At 35.5% G+C, this 23,325-nt stretch carries 27 protein-coding genes; 25 read left to right on the top strand and 2 right to left on the bottom strand.

Translation table 11 applies throughout. The annotated features are described in order from the left end of the window. Nucleotides 1-2: 2 nt before the first annotated feature. The 5 genes from recG (at nt 3) to coaD (ending at nt 4,139) form a co-directional block, all read left to right on the top strand. Nucleotides 3-2,030: an ATP-dependent DNA helicase RecG gene (recG, locus tag PRVXH_RS07400; protein WP_353892150.1), complete on the top strand. Its 2,028-nt coding sequence runs from the start codon at nt 3-5 to the stop codon at nt 2,028-2,030. A gap of 191 nt (nt 2,031-2,221) precedes the next feature. After that, entirely contained in the window at nt 2,222-2,452 is a 231-nt protein-coding gene (locus PRVXH_RS07395; protein ID WP_353892149.1) for an alpha/beta-type small acid-soluble spore protein, read from the top strand. A 33-nt stretch (nt 2,453-2,485) separates the two neighbouring features. Continuing rightward, nucleotides 2,486-2,803, top strand: a complete 318-nt coding sequence (locus PRVXH_RS07390; RefSeq protein ID WP_353892148.1) for an alpha/beta-type small acid-soluble spore protein — start codon at nt 2,486-2,488, stop codon at nt 2,801-2,803. Nucleotides 2,804-3,052: 249 nt separating this feature from the next. Further along, complete coding sequence (rsmD, locus tag PRVXH_RS07385; RefSeq protein WP_353892147.1) at nt 3,053-3,658, top strand: 16S rRNA (guanine(966)-N(2))-methyltransferase RsmD; 606 nt, start codon at nt 3,053-3,055, stop codon at nt 3,656-3,658. Beyond that, complete coding sequence (coaD, locus tag PRVXH_RS07380) at nt 3,651-4,139, top strand: pantetheine-phosphate adenylyltransferase (RefSeq protein ID WP_353892146.1); 489 nt, start codon at nt 3,651-3,653, stop codon at nt 4,137-4,139. Before rsmD ends, coaD begins: the two co-directional genes overlap by 8 nt. 5 nt (nt 4,140-4,144) lie before the next feature. On the opposite strand, the gene ylbJ is transcribed toward coaD, so the two are convergent. After that, entirely contained in the window at nt 4,145-5,365 is a 1,221-nt protein-coding gene (ylbJ, locus tag PRVXH_RS07375) for a sporulation integral membrane protein YlbJ (protein WP_353892145.1), read from the bottom strand. 119 nt (nt 5,366-5,484) lie between these two features. Here ylbJ and PRVXH_RS07370 point away from each other — a divergent pair, with 119 nt between their 5' ends. Continuing rightward, on the top strand, nt 5,485-6,276 hold the full coding sequence (locus PRVXH_RS07370) for a patatin-like phospholipase family protein (protein ID WP_353892144.1): 792 nt from the start codon (nt 5,485-5,487) through the stop codon (nt 6,274-6,276). Next, nucleotides 6,273-7,271, top strand: a complete 999-nt coding sequence (locus tag PRVXH_RS07365; RefSeq protein WP_353892143.1) for a S16 family serine protease — start codon at nt 6,273-6,275, stop codon at nt 7,269-7,271. Before PRVXH_RS07370 ends, PRVXH_RS07365 begins: the two co-directional genes overlap by 4 nt. A gap of 9 nt (nt 7,272-7,280) precedes the next feature. Here the strand turns inward: PRVXH_RS07365 and PRVXH_RS07360 are convergent, their stop codons facing one another. Next, nucleotides 7,281-8,498, bottom strand: a complete 1,218-nt coding sequence (locus PRVXH_RS07360) for a nucleotidyltransferase (protein ID WP_353892142.1) — start codon at nt 8,496-8,498, stop codon at nt 7,281-7,283. A 184-nt stretch (nt 8,499-8,682) separates the two neighbouring features. On the opposite strand from PRVXH_RS07360, the gene PRVXH_RS07355 reads away from it, so the two are divergent. From PRVXH_RS07355 to lepB, 18 genes are all read left to right on the top strand, one after another. Further along, complete coding sequence (locus PRVXH_RS07355) at nt 8,683-9,876, top strand: acetate kinase (RefSeq protein WP_353892141.1); 1,194 nt, start codon at nt 8,683-8,685, stop codon at nt 9,874-9,876. A gap of 54 nt (nt 9,877-9,930) precedes the next feature. Further along, on the top strand, nt 9,931-10,464 hold the full coding sequence (locus PRVXH_RS07350) for a DUF177 domain-containing protein (protein WP_353892140.1): 534 nt from the start codon (nt 9,931-9,933) through the stop codon (nt 10,462-10,464). Between the two features lie 28 nt (nt 10,465-10,492). Continuing rightward, nucleotides 10,493-10,675 carry a 50S ribosomal protein L32 gene (gene rpmF, locus PRVXH_RS07345; RefSeq protein ID WP_353892139.1) on the top strand — a complete coding sequence of 61 codons (183 nt, stop codon included), beginning with the start codon at nt 10,493-10,495 and terminating at the stop codon, nt 10,673-10,675. A 142-nt stretch (nt 10,676-10,817) separates the two neighbouring features. Then, nucleotides 10,818-11,813, top strand: a complete 996-nt coding sequence (plsX, locus tag PRVXH_RS07340) for a phosphate acyltransferase PlsX (protein WP_353894559.1) — start codon at nt 10,818-10,820, stop codon at nt 11,811-11,813. 23 nt (nt 11,814-11,836) lie between these two features. After that, complete coding sequence (locus tag PRVXH_RS07335) at nt 11,837-12,688, top strand: DegV family protein (protein ID WP_353892138.1); 852 nt, start codon at nt 11,837-11,839, stop codon at nt 12,686-12,688. 23 nt (nt 12,689-12,711) lie between these two features. Then, nucleotides 12,712-12,936 carry an acyl carrier protein gene (acpP, locus tag PRVXH_RS07330; RefSeq protein ID WP_353894558.1) on the top strand — a complete coding sequence of 75 codons (225 nt, stop codon included), beginning with the start codon at nt 12,712-12,714 and terminating at the stop codon, nt 12,934-12,936. A gap of 65 nt (nt 12,937-13,001) precedes the next feature. Next, complete coding sequence (gene rnc, locus PRVXH_RS07325) at nt 13,002-13,688, top strand: ribonuclease III (protein WP_353892137.1); 687 nt, start codon at nt 13,002-13,004, stop codon at nt 13,686-13,688. Between the two features lie 30 nt (nt 13,689-13,718). Then, the gene (gene smc, locus PRVXH_RS07320) at nt 13,719-17,264 is read left to right on the top strand and encodes a chromosome segregation protein SMC (protein WP_353892136.1); all 3,546 of its coding nucleotides are present in this window, start codon (nt 13,719-13,721) and stop codon (nt 17,262-17,264) included. A gap of 1 nt (nt 17,265) precedes the next feature. Beyond that, nucleotides 17,266-18,183 carry a signal recognition particle-docking protein FtsY gene (ftsY, locus tag PRVXH_RS07315; protein ID WP_353892135.1) on the top strand — a complete coding sequence of 306 codons (918 nt, stop codon included), beginning with the start codon at nt 17,266-17,268 and terminating at the stop codon, nt 18,181-18,183. 2 nt (nt 18,184-18,185) lie between these two features. Next, complete coding sequence (locus PRVXH_RS07310) at nt 18,186-18,710, top strand: RNA polymerase sigma factor (protein WP_353892134.1); 525 nt, start codon at nt 18,186-18,188, stop codon at nt 18,708-18,710. Between the two features lie 203 nt (nt 18,711-18,913). Further along, nucleotides 18,914-19,237: a YlxM family DNA-binding protein gene (gene ylxM / locus PRVXH_RS07305; protein WP_353892133.1), complete on the top strand. Its 324-nt coding sequence runs from the start codon at nt 18,914-18,916 to the stop codon at nt 19,235-19,237. Nucleotides 19,238-19,247: 10 nt separating this feature from the next. Further along, nucleotides 19,248-20,579 (top strand): signal recognition particle protein, encoded by a 1,332-nt coding sequence (gene ffh, locus PRVXH_RS07300; protein ID WP_353892132.1) that lies wholly within the window; start codon nt 19,248-19,250, stop codon nt 20,577-20,579. 32 nt (nt 20,580-20,611) lie between these two features. Next, complete coding sequence (rpsP, locus tag PRVXH_RS07295; protein WP_353892131.1) at nt 20,612-20,857, top strand: 30S ribosomal protein S16; 246 nt, start codon at nt 20,612-20,614, stop codon at nt 20,855-20,857. Nucleotides 20,858-20,880: 23 nt separating this feature from the next. Then, nucleotides 20,881-21,114: a KH domain-containing protein gene (locus PRVXH_RS07290; RefSeq protein ID WP_353892130.1), complete on the top strand. Its 234-nt coding sequence runs from the start codon at nt 20,881-20,883 to the stop codon at nt 21,112-21,114. A 51-nt stretch (nt 21,115-21,165) separates the two neighbouring features. Then, nucleotides 21,166-21,660, top strand: coding sequence for a ribosome maturation factor RimM (rimM, locus tag PRVXH_RS07285; RefSeq protein ID WP_353892129.1), 495 nt, complete (start codon nt 21,166-21,168; stop codon nt 21,658-21,660). Continuing rightward, complete coding sequence (gene trmD, locus PRVXH_RS07280; protein ID WP_353892128.1) at nt 21,657-22,343, top strand: tRNA (guanosine(37)-N1)-methyltransferase TrmD; 687 nt, start codon at nt 21,657-21,659, stop codon at nt 22,341-22,343. The genes rimM and trmD overlap by 4 nt, the downstream gene beginning before the upstream one ends. 105 nt (nt 22,344-22,448) lie before the next feature. Next, nucleotides 22,449-22,796, top strand: coding sequence for a 50S ribosomal protein L19 (gene rplS / locus PRVXH_RS07275; RefSeq protein WP_353892127.1), 348 nt, complete (start codon nt 22,449-22,451; stop codon nt 22,794-22,796). A 64-nt stretch (nt 22,797-22,860) separates the two neighbouring features. Next, a complete protein-coding gene (gene lepB, locus PRVXH_RS07270; protein ID WP_353892126.1) occupies nt 22,861-23,310 on the top strand; it encodes a signal peptidase I in 450 nt (149 codons plus the stop codon). The last annotated feature ends 15 nt before the right edge of the window (nt 23,311-23,325 follow it).

Here is a 23,325-nt window from a genome sequence, read left to right as displayed (position 1 = left end):
ATATGGATAGAGATATACAGTACTTAAAAGGAGTTGGGCCCAAACGGGCCCGACTTTTTAGAAGTCTTGGAATTGAAACTATCAAAGATTTACTCTTTTACCTTCCTCGTGAAGTAGAAAATGTGCAAAATGTATCGTCCGCAGGCTCAAAAATAGAAGACAAAGCTAAGGTAGCTCTTACAGGTGTTGTAGTTACAGCACCATCTGTTAGACGTATTAGGGGCAATTTGAGCATGTTAACTACTGAAGTGTCGGATAGTTTAGGAAGGTATAAGTTAGTTTGGTTTAACCAACCCTTTTTGAAAAGCAAGCTAGCGGTGGGTAAAACGATTAAAGTAAAAGGAGTTTATAACAAAAAATATAGACAAATAACTGTAAATGAGTATAACTTTTCAAATCAAAATATAAACTCTCAGCAGTCAACAGGATCCTTACAGCCTATTTACCCCATAACTGAGGGGCTAAATCAAAAGTTAATACAGCAAAGTATTTCTATTGCCTTAAAAAATCATATCAATAATCTAACAGACCCTATACCCAAAGAAATTATAGAAAAATATAAACTTTTGGGGCTAAGAGATAGTTTGCTAGCAGTTCACCAGCCTAAAAGTAAAGACCAATGGCTGAAAGGGAAAAAAAGGTTTATTTTTGAGGAGCTTTTGACTTTTAAATCAGCTTTGTTGATTGCGAAGAAACGTTATAATGAACAACAAGGTATCGAGCATTACATAAAGAAAGATAGTATGGAAGTTTTTTCGAAGGTACTAGGGTTTGAGCTTACTGGAGATCAGAAAAAAGTAATGTCTGAAATCTCTAAAGATATGGCTTCCTCAACCCCAATGAACCGACTGCTACAAGGAGATGTGGGAAGCGGTAAAACCATAGTGGCAGCATACTCACTTTACTTAACTGTAGTTAGTGGTTGTCAAGGAGTCTTGATGGTGCCAACTGAGATTTTAGCAGAACAACATTACTATAATCTAAAGTCTATTTTTAATTATTTTAATATTAACGTAGAACTATTAACTTCAAGTAGCAAGGATAAAATAAAGGTATATGAAAGACTAAAAAAAGGTGAAGTTGACATAGTGGTAGGAACTCATGCTATTTTGCAAGAGGGAGTGAAATTTAATAAGCTTGCGTTAATAGTAACTGATGAACAACATCGTTTTGGCGTTAAGCAACGAGCAGTACTTAGAGGGAAAGGCAGTTTCCCTGATGTTTTGGTAATGTCTGCGACTCCAATTCCTAGAACTATGGCACAAATGCTTTATGGAGATTTAGATATATCATCAATAAAACAGCTCCCTAAAGGTAGGAAACCTATAAAGACATACTCAACTACTCCTAATAACCGCAACCGAGTATTTGAATTTATAAAAAAGGAAGTGGAAAAAGGACAACAATGTTATATTGTATGTCCTTTGGTGGATGAGTCAGAAAAAGTTAGTGGTCTAGCTGCTACACAGTACTTTCAGTTGGTTGATGAGTATTTTGGGGATATAAGTGTAGGCCTCTTACATGGTAAGATGAGCTCTCAACAAAAAGAGCAAGTTATGACTCAGTTTAAAAATGGTGAAATTTCAATTCTGGTTGCCACTACTGTAATTGAAGTTGGGGTAGATGTTAAAAATGCTAACATAATGGTGATAGAAAACTCTGAAAAGTTCGGTTTATCTCAGCTGCACCAGTTAAGAGGAAGAGTAGGTAGAGGACAGTTTCAAAGTTTCTGCATCTTAATTTGTCATACTAACAGTAGTACCGCTAATAAAAGAATGAAAATCATGACTGAAACTAGTGATGGTTTTAAGATTTCACAAGCTGACCTTAAACTTCGAGGGCCAGGTGAATTTTTCGGTACTAGGCAGCACGGTGTCCCAGAGTTTAAGTATTTTGATATGCTAAACCATATGGATTATATTCAACCAGCAACCGAGGCTGCGCAACTTGTTTTAGAGAATTTAAGTAAAGAAAGCTACCACCGATTTCTAAAAAAAATACATCAATTTGCTGATAATTATTTTGACTAAAGCATCGAAAAAAGCGCCAATTTAAGTTTAAAGGCGCTTTTTTTTTGTTGCTTTTTAATTTATTTAAGATTCGAATATGAAATCTCTAGAAATTATTATAGTCCTTTTCCACCTAAGGAAAACACTTCTAGCATACAAAGATGATATCGGTGCAAACTAGAAATGAACACAAAAAAAGGAGGTGAAATTAAATGGCTCGTAATTCTAGACGTAGAAGACGCTCTGTAGTTCCAGGTGCAGAACAAATGCTAGATCAATATAAGTATGAAGTAGCCTCTGAACTTGGGTTAAATCAGAAAATCCAAAGTGGTGGATGGAATAGCATGACAACTAGAGAAGTAGGTCAAATAGGTGGCCAAATGGTTAAAAGAATGATTCAAGATGCTGAACAACAGTTAAATGGTGGTAATGGAAACCGATAATAAATAATAAAAAAATCAGGAGGTGCAAAACTTATGAGAACAGAAAGACAGCAAGGATTTGAAAGTCAAAAAGTTCTTGTTCCACAAGCTGAGCAAGCTTTGGAAAATCTCAAGAACGAAGTAGCTACAGAACTGGGTTTAAATCAAAAAATTCAAACTCAAGGATACGCTAACATGTCTCCTTATGAAGTTGGCCAAATAGGTGGTCAAATGGTTAAGAGACTAATCGAGATGGCTGAAAGCAATATGTCTAATGGAACAACTCCAAAGCCAGCTACGATGCAAGAATCTCCTTCAACTCAACAAATTACTCAACAAACCCAGCAAACTCAACAAAACCAAATGAGTTAACTTATAAAAAAGGGATGCATCTAAAAGGTGCATCCCTTTAATATACCGGCGGTGGGGGCCGCCGGTCTGGGAGAGGAGAAACCGGAGGAAGAGTTATGGGGAAATGGTTATGATGCTGCAAAGATTTTGGGGAAAATATCTTTGCGGCAACTCTCCGGTTCAATATATATACTGTCCCTAGTACTCCTCATTTATACAAAAAAAATAAATTTTGGAAAATATATTGGAATTTGAAGGGATAAAACAACTGTGGTAAAATCAAAAGGCGAGGTGAAAAAAATGCGAGTAATAGCAGGGGACAAAAAAGGATTCCCAATAAAAAATATTAAAGGAACCAATACCCGCCCAACTTCTGGAAAAGTTAAAGGAGCTATTTTCAACATGATTGCCCCTCTAATGTCAAGTGAAGTTAAAGCACTTGATTGTTTTGCTGGAAGTGGCGGCCTGGGTATAGAATTTTTAAGTCGCGGAGGATCATTTTGTAAATTTGTAGAATTAAACTATTTAAGTTATAAGTGTTTAAAAGAAAATCTTGACAAATTAGGCTTTGAGAGCAAAAAGTTTAACCTTATAAAGGGAGATGTATACAAAGTTATTAAAAATGAAGAAAAGTACGATTGTATTTTTATAGATCCTCCCTATAATAGAGGGTTAGCTCAGAAGATGATGGATGATGTTAAGGAGAAAGACCTTCTTAATAATGATGGTATTGTGGTAATAGAGCATAGCAAAAATGAAGAAGTTTGTGCCTCAATAGCTTACTTTACTTTATTTAAGCAAAAGCTATATGGTGATACAACAATTTCTGTTTATAAAAAAAATGGTTTATTAAAAAGGGGATGTAATAATGACTAAGGCTGTTTATCCAGGAAGCTTTGACCCTGTTACTAATGGGCATTTAGATATAATTGAAAGAGCGACAAAAACTTTTGACAGTGTAATCGTAGCTGTAGCACATAACTCAAATAAAAGGCCGTTATTTAGTAAAGAAGAGCGAGTTAATATGTTAATAAAAGCAACTAAAGATTTTGATAATGTAATTGTAGATACATTTGATGGGCTATTAGTTAATTACTGCGCAAAATACCGTGCTAACGTAATTGTAAAAGGCTTAAGGGCAGTTTCTGATTTTGAATACGAGCTTCAAATGGCCTCAATAAACAAAAAGCTAGAAAAAAATGTTGAAACTTTGTTTATGATGACTAACAATCAATATTCCTTTTTAAGCTCTAGCTTGGTAAAGGAAATTGCCAAATGGGATGGTTGTGTAAAAGAGCTGGTTCCGGGGCATGTTGAATGGAGCTTAAAAGAAAAGTTTGGGCACTTAGATAGTTAGTAGCGCTACTTAACTCTAAACGCTACAAGTTTAGTGGTCTTGTATATTAAAAAAGCCAGTATCACTAACAACATTAGTAGAATTGGAATGCTAAAAATTACGAACCTAATAATCAAAAAATCTATAGAAAAGCTTGGCGTTTGGGCAAAAAAGGCTGGAATTGCCTGTGGAACAAGTTTAAACATTCCAAACTTGACTAATAGGTATGTATAAAGCCCCGCTAAAAATCCATGTATTATTCTTGCTATTATAAAAGGTTTGATGCTAATATCTGTATCTCCGATCATACTGGCAACTTGAGCTGTTACTGAAAGTCCGCTAAATGCAATTATAAAACTAATTGCAACCATTTGAGCAGTGGGTGATACCATAGCTGCTTCTGCTGCCTTTTGGCATCCTAAGGTAACCTCAAAAATACCACTTATGTAAGCGACTAAAAGCTCAAAGTTAACTCCTAAGGGACCTAAAAACTTAAGTAAGGCATTTGCAATCAAATCAATAACACCTACATTTAACAAAATTTCTATCATTACAGAAAACATTACTATAAAGGCACCAATCACTAAAAGCGTATTGACGGACTTTTTTGCTGAATCACCTAAGAGTTTTCCAAATGACCTACCATCTTCATCCCGGCCTTTTTTTAAAGCAAGTAATGCTTTAATTAGAATGTTTCGTTTGATTTTATCTTGCTGGACTGTCTTTGGTGCATTCATCTTATAAAAACGCATAATAATTCCTACAGAGATTGAAGAAAGGTAATGGGCAACGGCAATTAAAATCCCCATCTCAACCCTTCCTAGCATCCCAACTGCTACAGCACCAAACATAAATAGTGGGTCTGCTGTGTTAGTGAAGGAAACGAGTCTTTCTCCTTCTGTTTTATTAATTAAGTTTTTTTTGCGTACATCTGCTGTAAGAACTGAACCTAGTGGGAACCCTGAGGCCAAACCCACTGCCATTACAAAACCACCGGATCCTGGAACGTTGAATACCGGTCGCATAAAAGGCTCCAACAGTACGCCCATGAAATGAACAGCTCCTAATCCGATCAATAATTGTGCAACCATGAAAAAAGGGAGCAAAGCTGGGAATACTACATTCCACCAAAGATTTAAACCTTCTAAGGCACTTTCGAAAGCATTTTCTGGGAACAAAACCATAGAAATAGCCATAAAAGTAGTAAATAGAGCTATACCATATACCATGATATTTTTTCTGTACATATGCAGCAGTCCTTTCTTTTAGCTACTTTTTAGATATTTTTATTAAATAATATGGCTTTGTAATACTTTTTATGTTATATTATAATTTTTTTTACCATAATGTTAGGTAGGTGAAGTAAATGAAAAATGATAGTAGGCCAAAGATAGGATTAGCGTTAGGGGCAGGGTCAGCGCGAGGTTTAGCTCATATAGGTGTATTGCAAGAATTAGAAAAATTAAATATACCAATCGATTATATAGCGGGCACAAGTATGGGTGCTTTAGTAGGGAGCCTATATAGCGTAGGGATTGATCCGGAAATGATTTCAAAACTAGCCCTAAATCTAAGTTCTGGATCGTGGACCGACTGGTCTATCCCTAAAAAAGGCTTAATAGCTGGGGATAAAATTGAGCAAATGCTTAAAATTTTAACTAAAGGGAAGTCTTTTGATCAAACTAATATTCCATTTAAGGTTGTAGCAACGGACATAACTAATGGGGATTGTGTTGTTATTGATGAAGGACCTATTTATAAAGGGGTGCGAGCGAGCATAAGCATACCTGGGATATTTAAGCCAGTAGAATATCTTAACAGAGTATTAGTTGATGGTGCTGTTGTGGAGAGGGTACCTATATCCATCGTCAAAAAGATGGGAGCTGATATAGTTATAGCGGTAGATGTTACCAGCTTTAAAAAGGATGCTCAGGTAAACAATATTTTTAGTGTGTTAATGCAAACATTCGGGATTATGGAGGACCAACTTTTAAGGTATAAAATAATAGACTATGATGTCATAATAAAACCTAATGTTGCAGAAATTGATTCTATGCAGTTTGATAAAGTAGAAGAAGGCGTGGTTGCTGGAAAAAAAGCAGTTCAAGAAAAGGCAGATGAAATACTTAAGCTATTAGATGGAGGTGGTAAAGCTTGAACTTTAATGCAAGAAAGCTCCAAACCATTGCCATAGCATTAGCGCTATTGTTGATGGTTTTTTTATTTATCGGTTATGATACCGGATATCTGGTGGTTAGACCAGGAGATGCAATACTAATTGGAGATATGGTAGAAATTGAAAATTCGTATGGACATGATTCCAGCGTGTATCTTTTAACTGTTAGTCAATTCACAGCTTCACCATTAGCTTATCTTTTGGGGGTGTTTAGTCCTAGAATGGATTTAATGCATCACTCTGTAGTAATTCCTCCTGATATGGATATGGAAGAATACTATAAATTAAATAGACAGAGGATGCAAGAAAGTCAAGATAATGCTAAAGTTGTCGCTTTACAGCAAGCAGGTTATGATGTTCCAATGACTTCAGATGGTGTTGAAATTGTGGACATTCTTCCTACCAGCACTGTTAAAGAAGTACTACAAGTAGGAGATATTTTTAAAGTTTTAGATGGTGAAAAGGTTATGCTATCAGACCAACTTATATCCATTGTACAAAGCAAAAATGTAGGCGATGAAATCACTACAACCATTGTTAGAAATGAAGTTGAGAAAGAGCTAGCACTAAAGGTCGGCCGGAGCGAATCTGATCCAAAAGTTCCTGCGTTGGGAGTGTTTATTCAGACTTTAAATTGGGAGCCGGTTTATCCTATAGACATCTCTTTTGATACAGGTCAAATAGGTGGACCTTCTGCGGGAATGATGTTTGTGCTTGAAATATACAACCAATTGACTGAAGAAGATATAATAGGAGACTTAGTTGTGGCTGGGACGGGGACAATTAACTTTGACGGAAGTGTTGGCGCCATTGGGGGGATGAAACAAAAGGTGTATGCTGCGGAAAACAAACAAGCAGATGTATTGTTTTGTCCTATAGAAAACTACGAAGAGGCGATAGCTTATGCCACAGAAGTCGAAGTAGTAAAAGTTAACCATTTTGACGATATCGTAAATTTTTTAAACGAAAATAAATAGGTCAGAGCTTTAGCTCTGACCTTTAATAATTATAGGCTTTTTTCTGTAGTCCAAGTTATATTTTTTCTGGTAAAAACTTTTGTTGATGTAGATGTTAGAGAATATATTTTCTTTAACTAAATTATTATATCCAATGGATTCAGTAGGTAAGGACTCTAATAAATTATTGTAATTAAGCGAAAATGGGAGCTCCGACCTCTTTTTAAGATGGCCTAAAAGAGTTAAACCCTTTTCAGTACACCCTAATATTCTAATGTATGTAGGTCTTTTATTAGCTTCTTTTACAGCTTCGCTATTGATACCAAGCATAAAATGTAAGAGGAGCCTTTTTATCCTGCTTTTAGAGTATCTTTTTGAGCGAGCTTTTGAAACTAAACCCTCTAAATTTATAGGGCATTCATCTTGGAGTATGCTAAGCAATCTGTTTTCTAATCCTTGTTCATATCCTTGCACTGAAGGTAGAATGCTCTGCCCATCTCTTAAAAGCAACGGAAATAAATGACCTGTAAAGGAATTTAAATCAATAAATTGTTGCTCATTTAGGGCATACTTTAAAATAGACAAAGCTTTAGGAGGCATATACTGCTTAAGTTTAGGGGAAGAGTTTTTAATCATTGGGCGTAAGGAGGTTGCACTGGCAAAATAGTCATCACTTGGATTTTCTTCATTGTAGTTTGAGCTAGTACGTTTAATTGTTTGCATTTGTATAGGGGAGCCTAGTTTAATATTTTGTTTAATGTATTCAATACCCAAAATATTATTTGAACCTGTTAAATAAGCTGTATCGCCTACCATTTGTTGTAAAGATTGGGAATAACTCTTACCTTCTTTTAATTTGCTAGTGATTGATTTGGGTGAGTTTTCAATGTTTAAAAGCCTATCCGCAACCTTCTCAAGAGGAAAAACCTCTCCTGCCTCTGATCCAAACACCACTTTATCCACTATGCCACTATAAGCCAAAGTACTAATTGCTCCCCTTGCAAAGCCTTCAGCACTTTGTGTGGAGTATATAGTAGGTAACTCAATTACCATATCCACACCGTGCATTAAGGCAATTTTTGTTCGTGCCCACTTGTTAATGATTGCCGGCTCTCCACGCTGGACATAGTTTCCGCTTATGATGCCCACTACAAATTCAGCCTCAGCTTTCTTTTTTGATTCAGCTATATGATAATAATGTCCGTTATGGAATGGGTTATATTCGACGACTATTCCGACTGTATTCAATATATACACCATCTTTCAAAACTTTTTTATAAGTATAACATAGACAAGTAAAAATAAAAAAGTTTGTTAAATATTTAACAAAAAGATATTATAAAATGTTATTTGCTATTGAAAATGTGTTGAGAAACTTATAAAATAGTATAGAATGTATTTTACATAATAATAATTAAAGGAGGATTTACTTATGAAAATTTTAGTAGTAAACTGTGGAAGTTCTTCTTTGAAATATCAGTTATTTGATATGAAAAATGAAGATGTCTTAGCAAAGGGGTTAGTGGAAAGAATTGGTTTAGAGGGTGCCCAGCTTGTGCATCAGCCTGGGCAGTCTGACAAGGTGAAAATACCTGCTGAAATTAGCAACCATAAAATTGCTATAAAGATGGTTATAGAAACCTTAGTAGATGATTCTGTAGGTGTTATTAGCAAAATGGATGAGATTCAGGCAGTAGGGCATAGAGTTGTGCACGGTGGAGAAGAGTTTTCTGAATCTGTACTTATCAATGATAAGGTAATGGACGCTATAAACAAATGTATTGATTTAGCTCCGTTACATAACCCACCTAACATTATGGGTATAGAAGCTTGCTCAGAAGTTTTACCAGGCGTTGAGCAGGTAGCTGTTTTCGACACTGCTTTCCATCAAACAATGCCGGAGAAGTCTTTCATTTATGGATTGCCATATGAAGCATACGAAGAACATGCAATTAGACGTTATGGCTTCCACGGAACAAGCCATAAATTTGTAACTCAACAAGCTGCAAAGCTTTTAAACAAAAACGTTGAAGACTTAAAACTTATTACTTGCCACCTTGGAAATGGTGCTAGTATTGCAGCAATAGATGGTGGACAAGTAGTAGATACTTCAATGGGTTTAACGCCATTAGAAGGATTAGTTATGGGAACCCGCTGTGGTGACATTGATCCTGCTATTGTACCGTTTTTGATGAAGAAACTAGACTTAGATGCTGATGGACTTAACAATTATATGAATAAAAAATCTGGCGTTATGGGAATTTCAGGAGTTAGTAGTGATTTTAGAGATCTTGAGGAAGCTAGCGAAAAAGGAAATAAGCGCGCCGCTTTAGCTTTAGACATTTTCTCCCATAGAGTGCAAAAATACATTGGTAGCTATGCAGCTGTATTAAATGGAGTGGACGCTATTGTATTTACCGCGGGGTTAGGTGAAAACTCACCAGAGACTAGAGAGCAAGTGCTTAGTAGTTTCACCTACTTAGGTGTAGAAGTTGATAAAGAGAAAAATAATGTAAGAGGAAAAGCTACTGACTTCTCCGCAGAAGGAAGTAAAGTTAAGACATTGTTAATCCCTACCAACGAAGAATTAATGATAGCAAGAGACACTAAGAACTTAGTTGGTTAGTAGACCTCATTTGACAAAAAGGGTGTGCTAATATATAATTGAGGATGGTTTATCGTGGTAAATAATCTTTTAACAATTGATTTAATGGAGCTAGAAACTGAAAAAAATTTGACTAAAAAGTATGACTATACTTTGCCTGAGGGTTCTTTTAATCTAGGAGTACCCAATGTTGACTTAGTTGAGCCGATCGTTGTTTCGGTAGTGGTTTCTAAAGAAGAACAAACATACTTAGTTGAAGGATATATGCGAACTCAGTTAAAACTTCCTTGTGATAGATGCTTAAGTCTAGACAAGCTAGAGTTGGATGAATCTTTTAAAAAGAAGGTTTTAGTAACCGATGAGCAAGTTGACTTAAAGGAAGAGGATGCTGAAGGATTCTATCGAATCTCGGTTGCACGCCTTCAGTTGCAAGAACTATTACAAGAAGTGATAGAGTTTGCCATACCTTCTAAATTTTTGTGCCAAAAAGATTGTTTAGGGTTATGTAATAACTGCGGTACAAATCTTAATGAAAGTCAGTGTGATTGTGATAAGGAGAGTATCGATCCAAGACTGGCTGTTCTAAAAAAATTCTATAATGAAGAATAGGTTGTTCCAGTAAGAGGAGGTGGAAGTAATGGCAGTACCAAAGCGTAGACATTCAAAAGCTCGTCAGGCAAAAAGAAGAGCTAACTGGAAATTGAATATACCAGGCAGTGTAAGCTGTCCGCAATGTCATGAACCAAAATTACCTCATAGAGTGTGCCCAGAATGTGGATTCTATAAAGGTAAACAAGTTATTGAAGTTAATGATAAATAGTAAGTAAAAAGGATAGCCATAGAGGTGGCTATCCTTTTTTTCATTTGCTTTTTTGCAAAATCTTGACTATAATTATAGATATGTCAAACTATGTACATATTATTAAAGGGACCTCAAAAATTCTTAAGGGGGGAGCTAAGTGATTAAAATAGCATTAGATGTAATGGGGGGAGACAACGCACCTGATTCAACTATAGAAGGTGGCCTTGATGCATTAAAGGAATGTGATGATATTTTCATCTATTTTGTCGGACCTAGCACTAAAATTAACGAAAAACTAGATGAATTTGGTGTAGATGATATTAAAGACCGTTTTGAAGTAGTTGAGGCTTCTGAGGTAATTACGAATGAGGAAAAACCGGTAGAAGCAATAAGAAAAAAGAAAGATTCTTCACTTGTTAAAGCGGTTTCTCTAGTTAGAGATAATGAGGCAGATACAGCAGTAACAGCTGGCAGCACCGGTGCTTTTATGGCTGCTGGCTACTTTGTGCTAAGAAGAATAAAAGGTATAGATAGACCAGCTTTAGCTCCAATTTTTCCTTCAGCAAGTGGCTATACCATAGTATTAGATGTAGGCTCAAATATGGATGCGAAACCAGAGCACCTTTTACAATACGCTAAAATGGGCTCTATTTATGCTAAAGGCGTCTTTAAAATAGAAAAACCTACAGTAGGCTTATTAAATGTTGGAACAGAAGAAGGTAAAGGAAACGAACTGACAAAAAAAGCATATGATCTTTTAAAAGAAGCAGATGATATCAATTTTAAAGGAAACATAGAAGCTAGAGATGTGCCAGGTGGCGCAGTTGATGTAGTTGTATGCGATGGGTTTGTCGGGAACGTGATGTTAAAGTTCATGGAAGGGGCAGCCTCGTTTATATTTGGGTCGCTAAAAAAAGAAATTACAAAAAGCTTTAGCAGAAAAGTAGGTGCTGTTATGTTGAAGTCTGCATTTTCGGATTTTGCCAAGCAGATGGACTACACTGAGCACGGTGGAGCACCCCTTTTAGGAGTAAAAGGTGCGCTTATAAAAAGTCATGGTTCCTCAGATGCTAAGGCTATAAAGAATGCAATTTTGAAGCAAGGAAAAGGGCTAATAGAATCTAAGGTGTTAGAGCAGTTTAATAATACTATTTAAATTTATAAAGAATGGGTGAAAATATGGGAGTTAGTATTGTTATAGATAGCACAGCAGATCTTCCTATAGAAGAAATAAATAGATATAGTGTTAATGTGGTCCCGCTTAATGTTCATTTTGGCGAAAGTTTATACAAAGATGGGGTCGATTTAAGTTCTGAGGAGTTCTTTCATAAACTTAAGGCTTCAAAAGTAATCCCAAGAACGTCTCAGCCCAGTCCTGCAGATTTCCACAAGGTGTACAAACCCTTAGTGGAGCGGGGGGATACAATAATCTCCATTCATATATCTAAGGAGCTTAGCGGAACGTATCAATCTGCGGTAATTGCAAGCAATATGTTCGATGAAAATGCTGACATAACAGTTTTTGATAGCAAAACAGCTTCAGTAGGCTTAGGCATGATCGCATATAGATGCTGCCAGGAAATAGAAAAAGGTGCCGATAAAACACAAATTTTAAAACTCATTGAGCAGTTAGCCGATGAACAGATGGTGATTTTTGGAGTGGACACCTTAGAATTTCTAAATCGCAGTGGTAGAATTGGTAAAGCTTCTGCGATGATAGGTACTTTATTAAATGTAAAACCCATACTGACTGTGAACAGTGAGGGGCTAGTAGCTCCTATGGGGAAAATAAGGGGTAACAGCAAAATTTTTTCATATCTGATTCAGAAAATAAAGGATAAATATGAAAACCGACCAATAGATATTATTGTCGGTCATGCTGCAAGCTCTGAAAAAAAGGAAAAGTTAGTTCAGCTTGCAAATAAAGAGTTAAATATAAGATTTTGTCTTGAAAGTGACATCGGAAGTGTTATAGGAACAAATACAGGTCCAGGCGTTTTAGGTCTTGTGGCACAACCGGTAAACGAGTAGAAAGGAGGTGCGTTTTGGTGGAATTGTTTGAAAAAGTAAAAGGAATTATCGCTTCTAATATAGGGTTAAATGAAAAAGATATAAAGCCAGAAACTAGCTTTCAGGAGGACTTAGAGCTTGATTCTTTGGATATTATGGATTTATTAATGGTTTTAGAGGAAGAATTTGAGCTTCAAATACCTGATGAGAAACTACAAACTATGAATACTGTAGGAGATATCGTAAATTTTATAGAGGAAAATTCTTAGATAACATAAAACCCCGCCTGCAGTAAGTGCGGGGTTTTATTTATAACTACTTTAGGAGTGATCACGTGACAAAGCTAGAATATTTTCTTGAAGAACTTGGATTAGATAAAGGAGAAATTTATAAGAAAGCTTTTACTCATTCATCGTATGCCTTTGAAAATAGTCTTGGGTTTAAAGCACATAATCAGAGACTGGAGTTTTTAGGAGATGCAGTTTTAGAATTGATAATTAGCGAATACTTATATACTTTCACAAAAAACATAACAGAAGGAGAAATGACTAGGTTAAGGGCGCAAATCGTCTGTGAAAACTCGCTTGCTAGTGTAGCTCGGGAGCTAGAATTTGGTGAGTTGTTATGGCTAGGTAAAGGAGAGGAAAAAACAGGTGGTCGTGAAAAAAGTTCAATTTTAGCTGATACATTTGAAGCTTTTGTTGGGGCTTTATACATGGATGTGGGATTTGAGAGGAGTTACGATATTGTTTTGGACATACTTAGGCCACAAATTAACAAATCTTTAATCGGCGGCGAAAATGATTTTAAAACACAACTACAGGAGTATGTACAAAAAAATGGCGTAAACAGTCTAACTTACAAAATTATAGAAGAAAAAGGCCCTGACCATGACAAAAGATTTAGATCAGCAGTGTTTTTAAATGGAAGAAAAATTGGTGAGGGTGAAGGAAAAACAAAAAAACAATCGGAACAACAAGCAGCGAGAAAGGGACTTTTAAATTTTTACGGCCAACAATAAAGTAATTGCTGGTTAAAAGGGGGGAGTTAGTTGTTTTTAAAAAAAATAGAGCTTTATGGGTTTAAGTCTTTTGCAAATAAAACCATTCTTCAAATTGATAGGGGTGTAACTGCCATAGTAGGACCAAATGGCAGTGGCAAGAGTAACGTAATAGATGCTATAAAGTGGGTTCTAGGGGAACAGAGCGTCAAGAGCCTTAGGGGCTCAAAGATGGAAGATGTGATCTTTTCTGGCTCCACTAATGCAAGACAGAAAAATTATGCACAGGTAATTTTAACTTTAGATAATACTAATCAGCGCCTACCTTTAGATTATTCGGAAGTGAATATTTCTAGACGATACTTTAGGGATGGGCAAAGTCAATACTTTATAAATAACACTGAATGCAGGTTGAAGGATATCCATGAACTTTTTATGGATACTGGCCTGGGTAAAGAAGCCTATTCAATCATTGGGCAGGGACAAGTAGATCAGATTTTAAATAGTCGCCCTGAAGAAAGAAGAATAATTTTCGAAGAAGCGTCAGGAATAGTTAAATATAAGAGTAAAAAGCTAGACTCTATAAAAAAACTCGAACAGACTCAACAAAATTTACAAAGGGTTGAGGATATAATTATAGAAATTGAGGAATCTCTCCCTAAAATTAAGGAGCAGGCTACACAAGCTAGTCAGTATAAATCTTTAAAAGATAAACTCAAGCAAAACGAAGTAGGTATAGTGCTCTACAAGTTAGATGAGTTAGAAAAAACATACGAGAATACTGAAAAGCAACTGGAGAGTCACAAGGAGAAACTAGCCCATGAGCAAGATGAAGTGGAGGCCATAAGCAATCTATTAGATAAGGATAAAAGCTATTTAGAACAACTAGAAAAATCCACGCAAAACGTTGTTCAGCTTCACCTAGATACTAAAAGTCAAGTGGAAAACTTAAAATATAAGTTGGAATACCTTAAAGAAAAAGTAAAAGATTTAAGAGAAAAAACTGACGAAAAGAAGTTTTTAAACAAGAAGATAAAAAGCGAAATCTCTAACTTAAAGGAACAAAGTGCTAAGTTACTTGAAAACAAAAATGAGTACGAGGTTGCTTTAAAAAAACATACCGAAGAAATAGAAGATTTCAATAGACAGACTACGCAATTGAGTGAGCAGATAGTTAGAACAAAGAATGATTTGGAAAATAAAAAAAACAATTTGATAACGTTGCTCAATGATTTAGCAACCGCCAAGAATGATGTTAAAAATATAGACGGCTATATACAAAGGTTAAACAGTGATGTGGAGAGAAAAGAAAAAGAGTTAGAAGATCACAAGAGTAAGCAGCAAGAGGTTTTTTCAAAGCATAGCATGATAGTAGAAAAAAAAGATATAGCTAACAAACGTCATCGTGAAATTCTAGAAGATTATAAAAAAAGGGTTGAACAATATAAATCTGCTGAATATAACAAAGAGATACAGCAGGAGCAAGTTGCTGAAATATCTAAGAAGCTGAATGCACTAGAGTCACAACTGCAAGGACTTAAACATCTTGAAAACAATTTCGCTGGTTATAATCTTGGTCCTAAAGAGGTGCTGAAAAAGTTTTCTGAAGATCCACAAGTTTTCGGGGCGGTAGCACAGATTTTTGACGTGGACAAAAAATATAGCCTAGCAATAGAAACTGTATTAGGAGCAAGCCTGCAAAACGTTGTGGTAGGTGATGAAAAAGCTGCTAAAAAATGCATAGACTACTTAAAAGCTAACAAAGCAGGGAGAGCAACTTTTCTGCCGTTAGATATAATAAAAGGTAAAAAGGTAAAGCCTATTGATAAAAAAGGGGTTATAGGAATTGCTTCTGACTTAGTAAGCTGCCCAGAAAAATTAGAAGGAATTAAAGACTTTCTGCTAGGACGAATATTTGTTGTGGAAAACCTAGATAGTGGATTGCATCTAGCAAAATCTCAGGGGTATCGTTATAGGATAGTTACATTAGATGGAGAGTTAATTAATGCAGGAGGGTCAATGTCAGGAGGGCGGTATAAAAGCAAAAATGCCGGTCTTCTAAATAGAAACTCTCAAATGAAAGAGACCTCTGAGCTTATAATTACTCAACAAAAAAAGTATGATCAAAACATGCAAAGTCTTAAAAAGCAGGTTAATGAGCTGGATATTCTTAAAAATGAATTGGAGCAGCTAAAAGATCAAGAACAACTTCAAAAAGTGGAGATAAATGAGCTGGACCAGCAAAAAATGTTGCTTGAACAAAAGGCATCTTCAGTTCAAGAAAATATAGATCTTCTACTTAATGAAACTAAGAGCTTAAACATAGACGTAGAAAAGTATAGCAGTAACCTTTCGGAAAAAAAATTAGACATTGAAAAAATGAATTCAAATGAAATAAAGTTAAATGAAGAGGTAAAAGAACTTCAAACAAAGCTATCAACACTAGAAGAAAACCTAGGGGAAGTACAATCTAGACAGGTGAGTCAGAAAATAACTATAGCTTCTTTAAAAGAAAAGATTTCTGCTACATCACGTGAAATTAAACGTACAGAAGAAAGAGTTGAGGAAAATGAGAAGTCCTACAAACTAAACCAAGACTCATTAAAAGAGATGGAAAAGGAAATTTTAGACGGCAGTACACAGATAGATTCTTTAACTGAAGAATCTTTTAACCTACAACAAAAAATAGGCGAGATTGAAAAGCAAAAACTTATATTTGATGGAAAAATCCAATCAATAAAACTAAAAATTCAATCTAAGAATCAGCATTTAACTGAAGCAAGTAATAATTTAGATAAGTTTAAAGATGCTATAAACAGTTTGAATTTAAAAAAATCAAGGGTGTTAATGGAAATAGAGCAGCATACTGAAAAGCTTTTAGGTGAATATTATTTAACTGTTAAAGAAGCGATAGATCACGGGTTTGAACCGGTTTCATCCCGTAGCGGTCAAAGGGAAGTAAATAGGTTAAGGGAAGATATTAAAGGCATGGGTGATGTAAACTTAGGTGCTATTGAGGAATACGAACGATTAACAAAAAAACTTGAATTTCTTAAAAAGCAAAAAAACGATCTGAGCAAAAGCAGGTTGGATTTACAGAAAATAATTGTGGAAATGGACAAGCAAATGGCAGTACAATTTGAAGAAACATTTAACAAAATAAATGATTTCTTTAATGAAATTTTTAAGAAGTTATTTGGTGGAGGTCAGGGCTATCTAAAGCTTTCCGAGCCAAATCAAATCTTAGAAAGTGGAGTTGAAATTTTTGTGCAGCCACCCGGCAAAAAAATGCAGTCTATGTCCTTACTTTCAGGAGGAGAAAAAGCTTTAACAGCTATAACTTTGCTTTTTTCTATACTCATGACAAGACCTTCGCCTTTTTGCGTTCTAGATGAGATTGAAGCCTCGCTAGATGAAGCTAACGTAAATCGGTTTGCATCATTTTTAAAGGAGTTATCTAATAAATCTCAGTTTTTGGTAGTAACACATAGACAGGGGACTATGAGTTATGCCGATATGCTTTATGGTGTCACAATGGAGGATTCGGGAGTGTCAAAGCTAATATCAGTGAAATTTGATGACGAAAAGGTGGGTTAAAATGTCAATATTAAATAAATTTAAAAGTGGGCTAAATAAAACTAGGAAAAATTTGCTAGGGGGAATCGAAAAGGTTTTTAGTGGTTTTTCTAGTGTAGATGAAGAGTTTTTTGAAGAACTTGAAGAAGTTTTATTAGAAGCTGATGTGGGCGTTAAAACTACTATGGAGTTAATTGATGAGTTAAGGGAATATTGTGATGAAAATAATGTTAAAGACAGCCAGGAAATTCAGACTTTTTTTCAAGACCGTTTGATAACCCAGTTTGGCGAGGGGCATACTCAATTGAATGTTTCTGAAAAAAAACCTACTGTTATATTTGTTTGTGGCGTAAATGGTGTAGGGAAAACGACGTTTATAGGCAAGCTTACCCACAAACTAAAAAAGGAAGGTAACAAAGTCCTTTTAGTAGCTGCTGACACCTTTAGAGCTGCGGCAATTGAACAGCTAAAAGTTTGGGGAGATAGAAATAACGTAGATGTAATCAGCCACCAAATGGGTAGTGATCCAGGGGCAGTTATCTACGACGGTATGCAAGCTGCAAAAGCTAGAAAGGTAGATTATGTTATCTGTGATACGGCAGGAAGACTTCACTCAAAAAGTAACCTTATGGAAGAGCTAAAAAAAGTGAATCGAGTAATAAAAAAAGAAATCCCTGATGCTCCACATGAAAGCCTTCTCGTATTAGATGCAACAACAGGGCAAAACGCCATAAATCAAGCAAAAGCTTTTGGAGAGGCAACAGAACTATCAGGGATAGTTCTAAATAAAATTGATGGGACCGCTAAAGGTGGGGTGGTAATAGCAATTAATAAGGAGCTAAAGGTTCCAATAAAGTATGTAGGACTTGGTGAAAAAATAGAGGACCTTCAAGAATTTGAAGGCCAACACTTTATTCAAGCTCTTTTTGACAGGGGATAACTATGAATGAACTAATTATGAAGGCTCAGGCAGGAAACATGAAAGCGTTTGAGCAGTTAGTAGGTGAGCACAGAAATACAGCATTAAAAATGGCTTTTAAGTTAACTGGGTGCTTAGAAGAAGCAGAGGACTTAATCCAAGAAGCTTTTATTAGGGTGTTTAGGTTCATAAAAAACTATAGAGGGCAATGTTCTTTTACGTCTTGGTTATACCAAATTATTCTTAACTTATACAAGGACCAATGCTCTAAATATAGCAAAATAAAGACCGTATCATTAGAGCAGATTGGTGAGTTTGTTAAAGAAGTTGGGGATACCATAGGAAGCTTCGAAATAAAGGACACCCACATCGCAGTAAAAGACCAACTAGAAAAGCTTCCTAACCTTACAAAAAAAACAATGTTGTTAAAAGACTACTATGGATATTCATATGCCGAGATTTCAGATATACTTAAGGTTTCGGTAGAATCAGTCAGAACAAGGTTGTACAGAGGACGTAAGATAGTTAAGGAGAATCTAAAATTATAAAATGAACCTTCAATAAGTGGGAGCAACATACAGTAAACCAAGGTCTTTTACTGGATGCTGCCCCCATTTACAACTTATGGACGTTTTTGAGAATTGCTAAAACCCATTTAAAAAATTGTTATTCTAAGTTTGACAAACATAAATAAACATGGTAAAGTTTCTATGTAAAGTAAAACAACTTAACAGAGAGAGTGGTGTGTTAGATGTTAGAAAAGATCACACATCTCAATGATTTATTTGATTGCTATGAACCTTTATTGACTAAAAAACAAAGAGAACTATTTAAACTTTACTATCATCATGACTTATCATTAGGTGAAATAGCAAAACAAGTTAATATTAGTCGTCAAGCTGTTTACGATACATTAAAAAGGGTAACCTCCCTTTTAGATGATTACGAAACTAAGCTAGGTTTACTGGCTAAAGAAGAACTTATTCAAAAAACAATTGGTGATTTAGAAGACATAATTTCTGTAACAAATGATTCAAGGTTACAAAAGATTTACCAAAACCTTAATAAAAATTAGAGGTGAAAATATGCTTCAAGGTTTATCAGAGAAACTTCAAGGAGTTTTTGCTAATCTTAAGAAAAAAGGAAAGCTATCTGAAAAAGATGTCAAGGAAGCTATGCGTGAAGTTCGTGTTGCCCTTTTAGAAGCTGACGTTAACTTTCAGGTTGTAAAAAAATTCATAAAAACTGTAAGAGAGAAAAGTACGGGCCAAGAGATATTAAACAGCCTCACTCCTGGTCAACAAGTAATAAAAATTGTTAGAGATGAACTCCAAGAGCTAATGGGTGGAGAAAATGAAGGTCTAAATCTGAACTCTCATCCAGCTCCGATAATGTTAGTTGGCCTACAAGGTGCTGGTAAAACTACAATGTCGGTAAAGCTTGCTAAAAAGTTAAGTGACGATAATAAGAAGGTTTTATTAGTTGCTGCAGATATTTATCGACCAGCAGCCATTAAACAGTTAGAATCAATGGCAGAAAAAGAGGAAATAGATTTTTTCCAACTAGGTACTAACAATAATCCGGTAAATATATGTAAAGCGGCTATGGAGCATGCAAAAAAATATGGACACGACATATTAATTTTTGATACTGCCGGAAGGCTTCATGTTGATGAAAAGTTGATGTCTGAGCTAGAAGAAATCCAAAAGGCTACTTCTCCTTGTGAGACTTTATTGGTTGTAGATTCAATGACAGGACAGGATGCTGTAAATGTCGCTCAAAACTTTAATGAAAAACTAGGCATTTCCGGTGTGGTGTTAACAAAATTAGATGGCGATACCCGTGGTGGAGCTGCTATCTCAATTAAAGCTGTTACTGGCGCACCAATAAAATATATTGGAACCGGTGAAAAGGTTGAAAACCTTGAGCCTTTCCATCCTGATAGAATGGCATCAAGAATTTTAGGTATGGGTGACGTACTATCACTGATTGAAAAGGCTGAACAGGCTATTGATGTTGAAAAGGCCCAAGAACTGCAAGAGAAAATGAAGAGTCAGCAGTTTACATTTGATGACTTTATGAGTCAGCTAGAGCAAATTAAAAAAATGGGATCATTAGATCAAATTCTAGGTATGATTCCTGGGTTGCCTAGTAAAAAATTAAAAGGCCTATCTGTAGATGATGCAGATTTGGTAAAAATAGAAGCTATTATTAAGTCAATGACTAAGGAAGAGAGAACAAACCCTTCAGTTATTAACGGTAGTAGAAGGAAAAGGATAGCCCTAGGAAGTGGAACAAAAGTGCAAGATGTTAATAGGCTGCTAAAACAGTTTGATCAGATGAAAAAAATGATGAAACAGTTTAGCTCGATGGAAAAAAGTATGCAAAAAGGGAAGGGCGGATTACCTTTCTTTTAGATAGTTTTTAGCATTGTAAAGGAGGTGAAAGTATGGCAGTAAAAATGAGACTTAAAAGAATGGGTTCTAAAAAGAGACCTTTTTATAGAGTGGTAGTGGCTGATTCAAGAGCACCAAGAGATGGTCGTTTTATCGAGGAGTTAGGTTACTACAACCCTAGAACTGAACCGGTTGAACTTAAAATCGATGCAGATAAAGCACAAGATTGGTTAAACAAAGGAGCTCAGCCATCAGATACTGTTAAGACCTTACTTAAAAAAGCTGAGATAATTGGCTAGATATCTGTTAGGAGGTCTTTAGGATGAAGGATCTTGTTGAATTTGTTGCAAAATCTTTAGTTGCTAAAAGTGATGAGGTAGAGGTTATCGAAAAGCAAAATGGCAATGAATCTATAATTTCTTTAAAGGTAGCTAAAGAAGATATGGGGAAGGTTATTGGCAAAAAAGGAAAAATTGCCAAAGCACTAAGAACTGTGGTTAATGCTGCAGCCTCAAGAAACAACCAAAAAGTAATTGTGGATATTGTTGACAAATAGGGTTAGATTAAATTCTAACCCTATTTTTAGATGAAAAAAAGTGGTGATAATATGATTGATGAGAAAGTAAAAGTTGGTAAAATTGTAACTACCCACGGAGTTAAAGGCGAAGTTAAAGTAGTTTCGTTAACAGAATTTGAAGAAAGATTTTGTAGTGGAGAAGAGTTATATATAGAAAATGAAATTTTTACAATTGAAAAAAGCAGACCCCACAAGAACCAGTTTTGTATAAAGTTTAGTGGGTATGATAATATAAATGAAGTTACCCATCTAGTAAATAAGTACCTAGAAATAAACAAGACAGATGTTAAGCCTTTGCCTGAAGGGAAATTTTATGTCTTTGATCTAGAAGGTTGTAAGGTCTATACTGACGCAGGGGAGTATTTAGGTGTTCTCACTTCAGTAAAACAAACTGGCAGTAATGATGTTTATGTAGTAAAGGGAGAAAAGGAATATTTAATTCCAGCACTTAAAAAAGTTGTAAAAAAAGTAGATACAAGCAAGAAACAGATAATCATTACTCCTATGGAGGGCTTGTTAGATTGATAGTTGATGTAATAACTATTTTTCCAGAAATGTTTGAATCTCCCTTTTCTCAAAGTATTATTAAAAGAGCTATTACAGAAGAGCATATACAGTTAAATATTCATGACCTAAGAAAATATAGCCGAGATAAGCATAATAAGGTAGATGACTATCCTTATGGCGGCGGCGCTGGGATGGTTATGAAACCAGAACCATTTTTTCGGGCTATAGAAGACATTGGCTATGATAAAGAAACTGAAATTGTGCTAATGACCCCTACAGGTCAGCAGTTTCAACAACAGCTGTGTCACAAGCTTTTACAAAAAAAGCATATGATTATATTATGTGGACATTATGAAGGAATCGATCAAAGAGTTATTGATCAATTCGTAACAAGGGAAATTTCTATCGGTGACTATGTTTTGACAGGCGGAGAGCTGCCGGCTATGGTGGTAATTGACGCTATAACCCGAGTTATCCCGGGTGTTTTGCCAAAACAAGAATCATACCTAAATGATTCCTTTCAAAATGGGCTATTAGAACACCCGCATTATACTAGGCCAATGGAGTTTAGAGGGCTAAAAGTTCCTGATGTTTTGCTATCAGGTAATCATGCTGAGATAGATAAATGGCGTCACAACCAATCTGTAAGGATAACTAAAAAAAAGCGTCCTGATTTATTGGGTTTTAAAACAAACAACTAAAAAAACGTTTGTAAAAACGTAAATATTATGCTATAATTTAGTGGGATTACGGACGGTCCTCTGTCTGCGGACAAGAACGGCTATGAAGGAAGGAGGCAACAGAACATGGAAATTATAAGAGAGCTTGAAAAAGAGCAAATGAAAAATGACATTCCTAACTTTAAAGCTGGAGACACTGTTAGAGTTCACGTTAAGGTAGTGGAGGGTAACAGAGAGAGAATTCAGGTTTTTGAAGGAGTTGTTATTAAGAGGCAAGGTGGCTCAGCAAGAGAAACTTTTACTGTGCGTAGAATCTCTTATGGAGTTGGCATGGAAAGAACCTTTCCAGTACATTCTCCAAGAATTGACAAAATTGAAGTTAAGCGTCGCGGAAAAGTTAGAAGAGCTAAGCTATATTACCTGCGTAACCTTACAGGTAAAGCTGCAAGAATTAAAGATGCCGTTAGACGATAAAAAAAGAGGGCTGTTATTCAGCCCCTTTTTTATACATAAAATTTCTATAAAGGGGAGACCTTTTTTGCGTAAATGGATAGAGTTTATAGAAATAGCTGTGATAGTTTTAGTATTGACTACAGTAGTTAACACTTATCTATTTAATGCTTATAAAGTTTATGGAGACTCTATGAAGCCGCTATTTTCAGAAGGTGACTTAGTGTTAAGCTATAAAAGGGTTAACCCTTCGCAAGGGGATATAATAGCTTTTTTTGACGAAAGTGGTGTAATTAACATCAAGAAAGTTGTTGCTGGTCCTAGTGACTACGTATCTTCTGATGGAAGAAAATTATATGTGAATGATGCAAAGGTTGGATATAATAAAACAGGTGAATTTGCATACAGTTTGGCAAACGATGAATTTTTTGTATTAGGGAAAAATCACTCTGTTAGTATAGATAGTAGACACAATGGACCGGTAAAAGAAGATAAGGTCATCGGAAAAATATTATTAAAATTTTGGCCGCCCCTGTAAATATAAAGTAGAGGT

This window comes from Proteinivorax hydrogeniformans, assembly GCF_040515995.1.
Lineage (GTDB): Bacteria > Bacillota > Proteinivoracia > Proteinivoracales > Proteinivoracaceae > Proteinivorax > Proteinivorax hydrogeniformans.
This window is presented reverse-complemented; position numbering and strand designations above follow the sequence as displayed.

Excerpts from the sequence above, each read along its gene's own strand:
- recG (WP_353892150.1), top strand. The coding sequence starts at position 3 with ATGGATAGAGATATACAGTACTTAAAAGGAGTTGGGCCCAAACGGGCC.
- PRVXH_RS07395 (WP_353892149.1), top strand. The coding sequence starts at position 2,222 with ATGGCTCGTAATTCTAGACGTAGAAGACGCTCTGTAGTTCCAGGTGCA.
- PRVXH_RS07390 (WP_353892148.1), top strand. The coding sequence starts at position 2,486 with ATGAGAACAGAAAGACAGCAAGGATTTGAAAGTCAAAAAGTTCTTGTT.
- coaD (WP_353892146.1), top strand. The coding sequence starts at position 3,651 with ATGACTAAGGCTGTTTATCCAGGAAGCTTTGACCCTGTTACTAATGGG.
- ylbJ (WP_353892145.1), bottom strand. The coding sequence starts at position 5,365 with ATGTACAGAAAAAATATCATGGTATATGGTATAGCTCTATTTACTACT.
- PRVXH_RS07370 (WP_353892144.1), top strand. The coding sequence starts at position 5,485 with ATGAAAAATGATAGTAGGCCAAAGATAGGATTAGCGTTAGGGGCAGGG.
- PRVXH_RS07355 (WP_353892141.1), top strand. The coding sequence starts at position 8,683 with ATGAAAATTTTAGTAGTAAACTGTGGAAGTTCTTCTTTGAAATATCAG.
- rpmF (WP_353892139.1), top strand. The coding sequence starts at position 10,493 with ATGGCAGTACCAAAGCGTAGACATTCAAAAGCTCGTCAGGCAAAAAGA.
- PRVXH_RS07335 (WP_353892138.1), top strand. The coding sequence starts at position 11,837 with ATGGGAGTTAGTATTGTTATAGATAGCACAGCAGATCTTCCTATAGAA.
- ftsY (WP_353892135.1), top strand. The coding sequence starts at position 17,266 with ATGTCAATATTAAATAAATTTAAAAGTGGGCTAAATAAAACTAGGAAA.
- PRVXH_RS07310 (WP_353892134.1), top strand. The coding sequence starts at position 18,186 with ATGAATGAACTAATTATGAAGGCTCAGGCAGGAAACATGAAAGCGTTT.
- ylxM (WP_353892133.1), top strand. The coding sequence starts at position 18,914 with ATGTTAGAAAAGATCACACATCTCAATGATTTATTTGATTGCTATGAA.
- ffh (WP_353892132.1), top strand. The coding sequence starts at position 19,248 with ATGCTTCAAGGTTTATCAGAGAAACTTCAAGGAGTTTTTGCTAATCTT.
- rpsP (WP_353892131.1), top strand. The coding sequence starts at position 20,612 with ATGGCAGTAAAAATGAGACTTAAAAGAATGGGTTCTAAAAAGAGACCT.
- PRVXH_RS07290 (WP_353892130.1), top strand. The coding sequence starts at position 20,881 with ATGAAGGATCTTGTTGAATTTGTTGCAAAATCTTTAGTTGCTAAAAGT.
- rimM (WP_353892129.1), top strand. The coding sequence starts at position 21,166 with ATGATTGATGAGAAAGTAAAAGTTGGTAAAATTGTAACTACCCACGGA.
- rplS (WP_353892127.1), top strand. The coding sequence starts at position 22,449 with ATGGAAATTATAAGAGAGCTTGAAAAAGAGCAAATGAAAAATGACATT.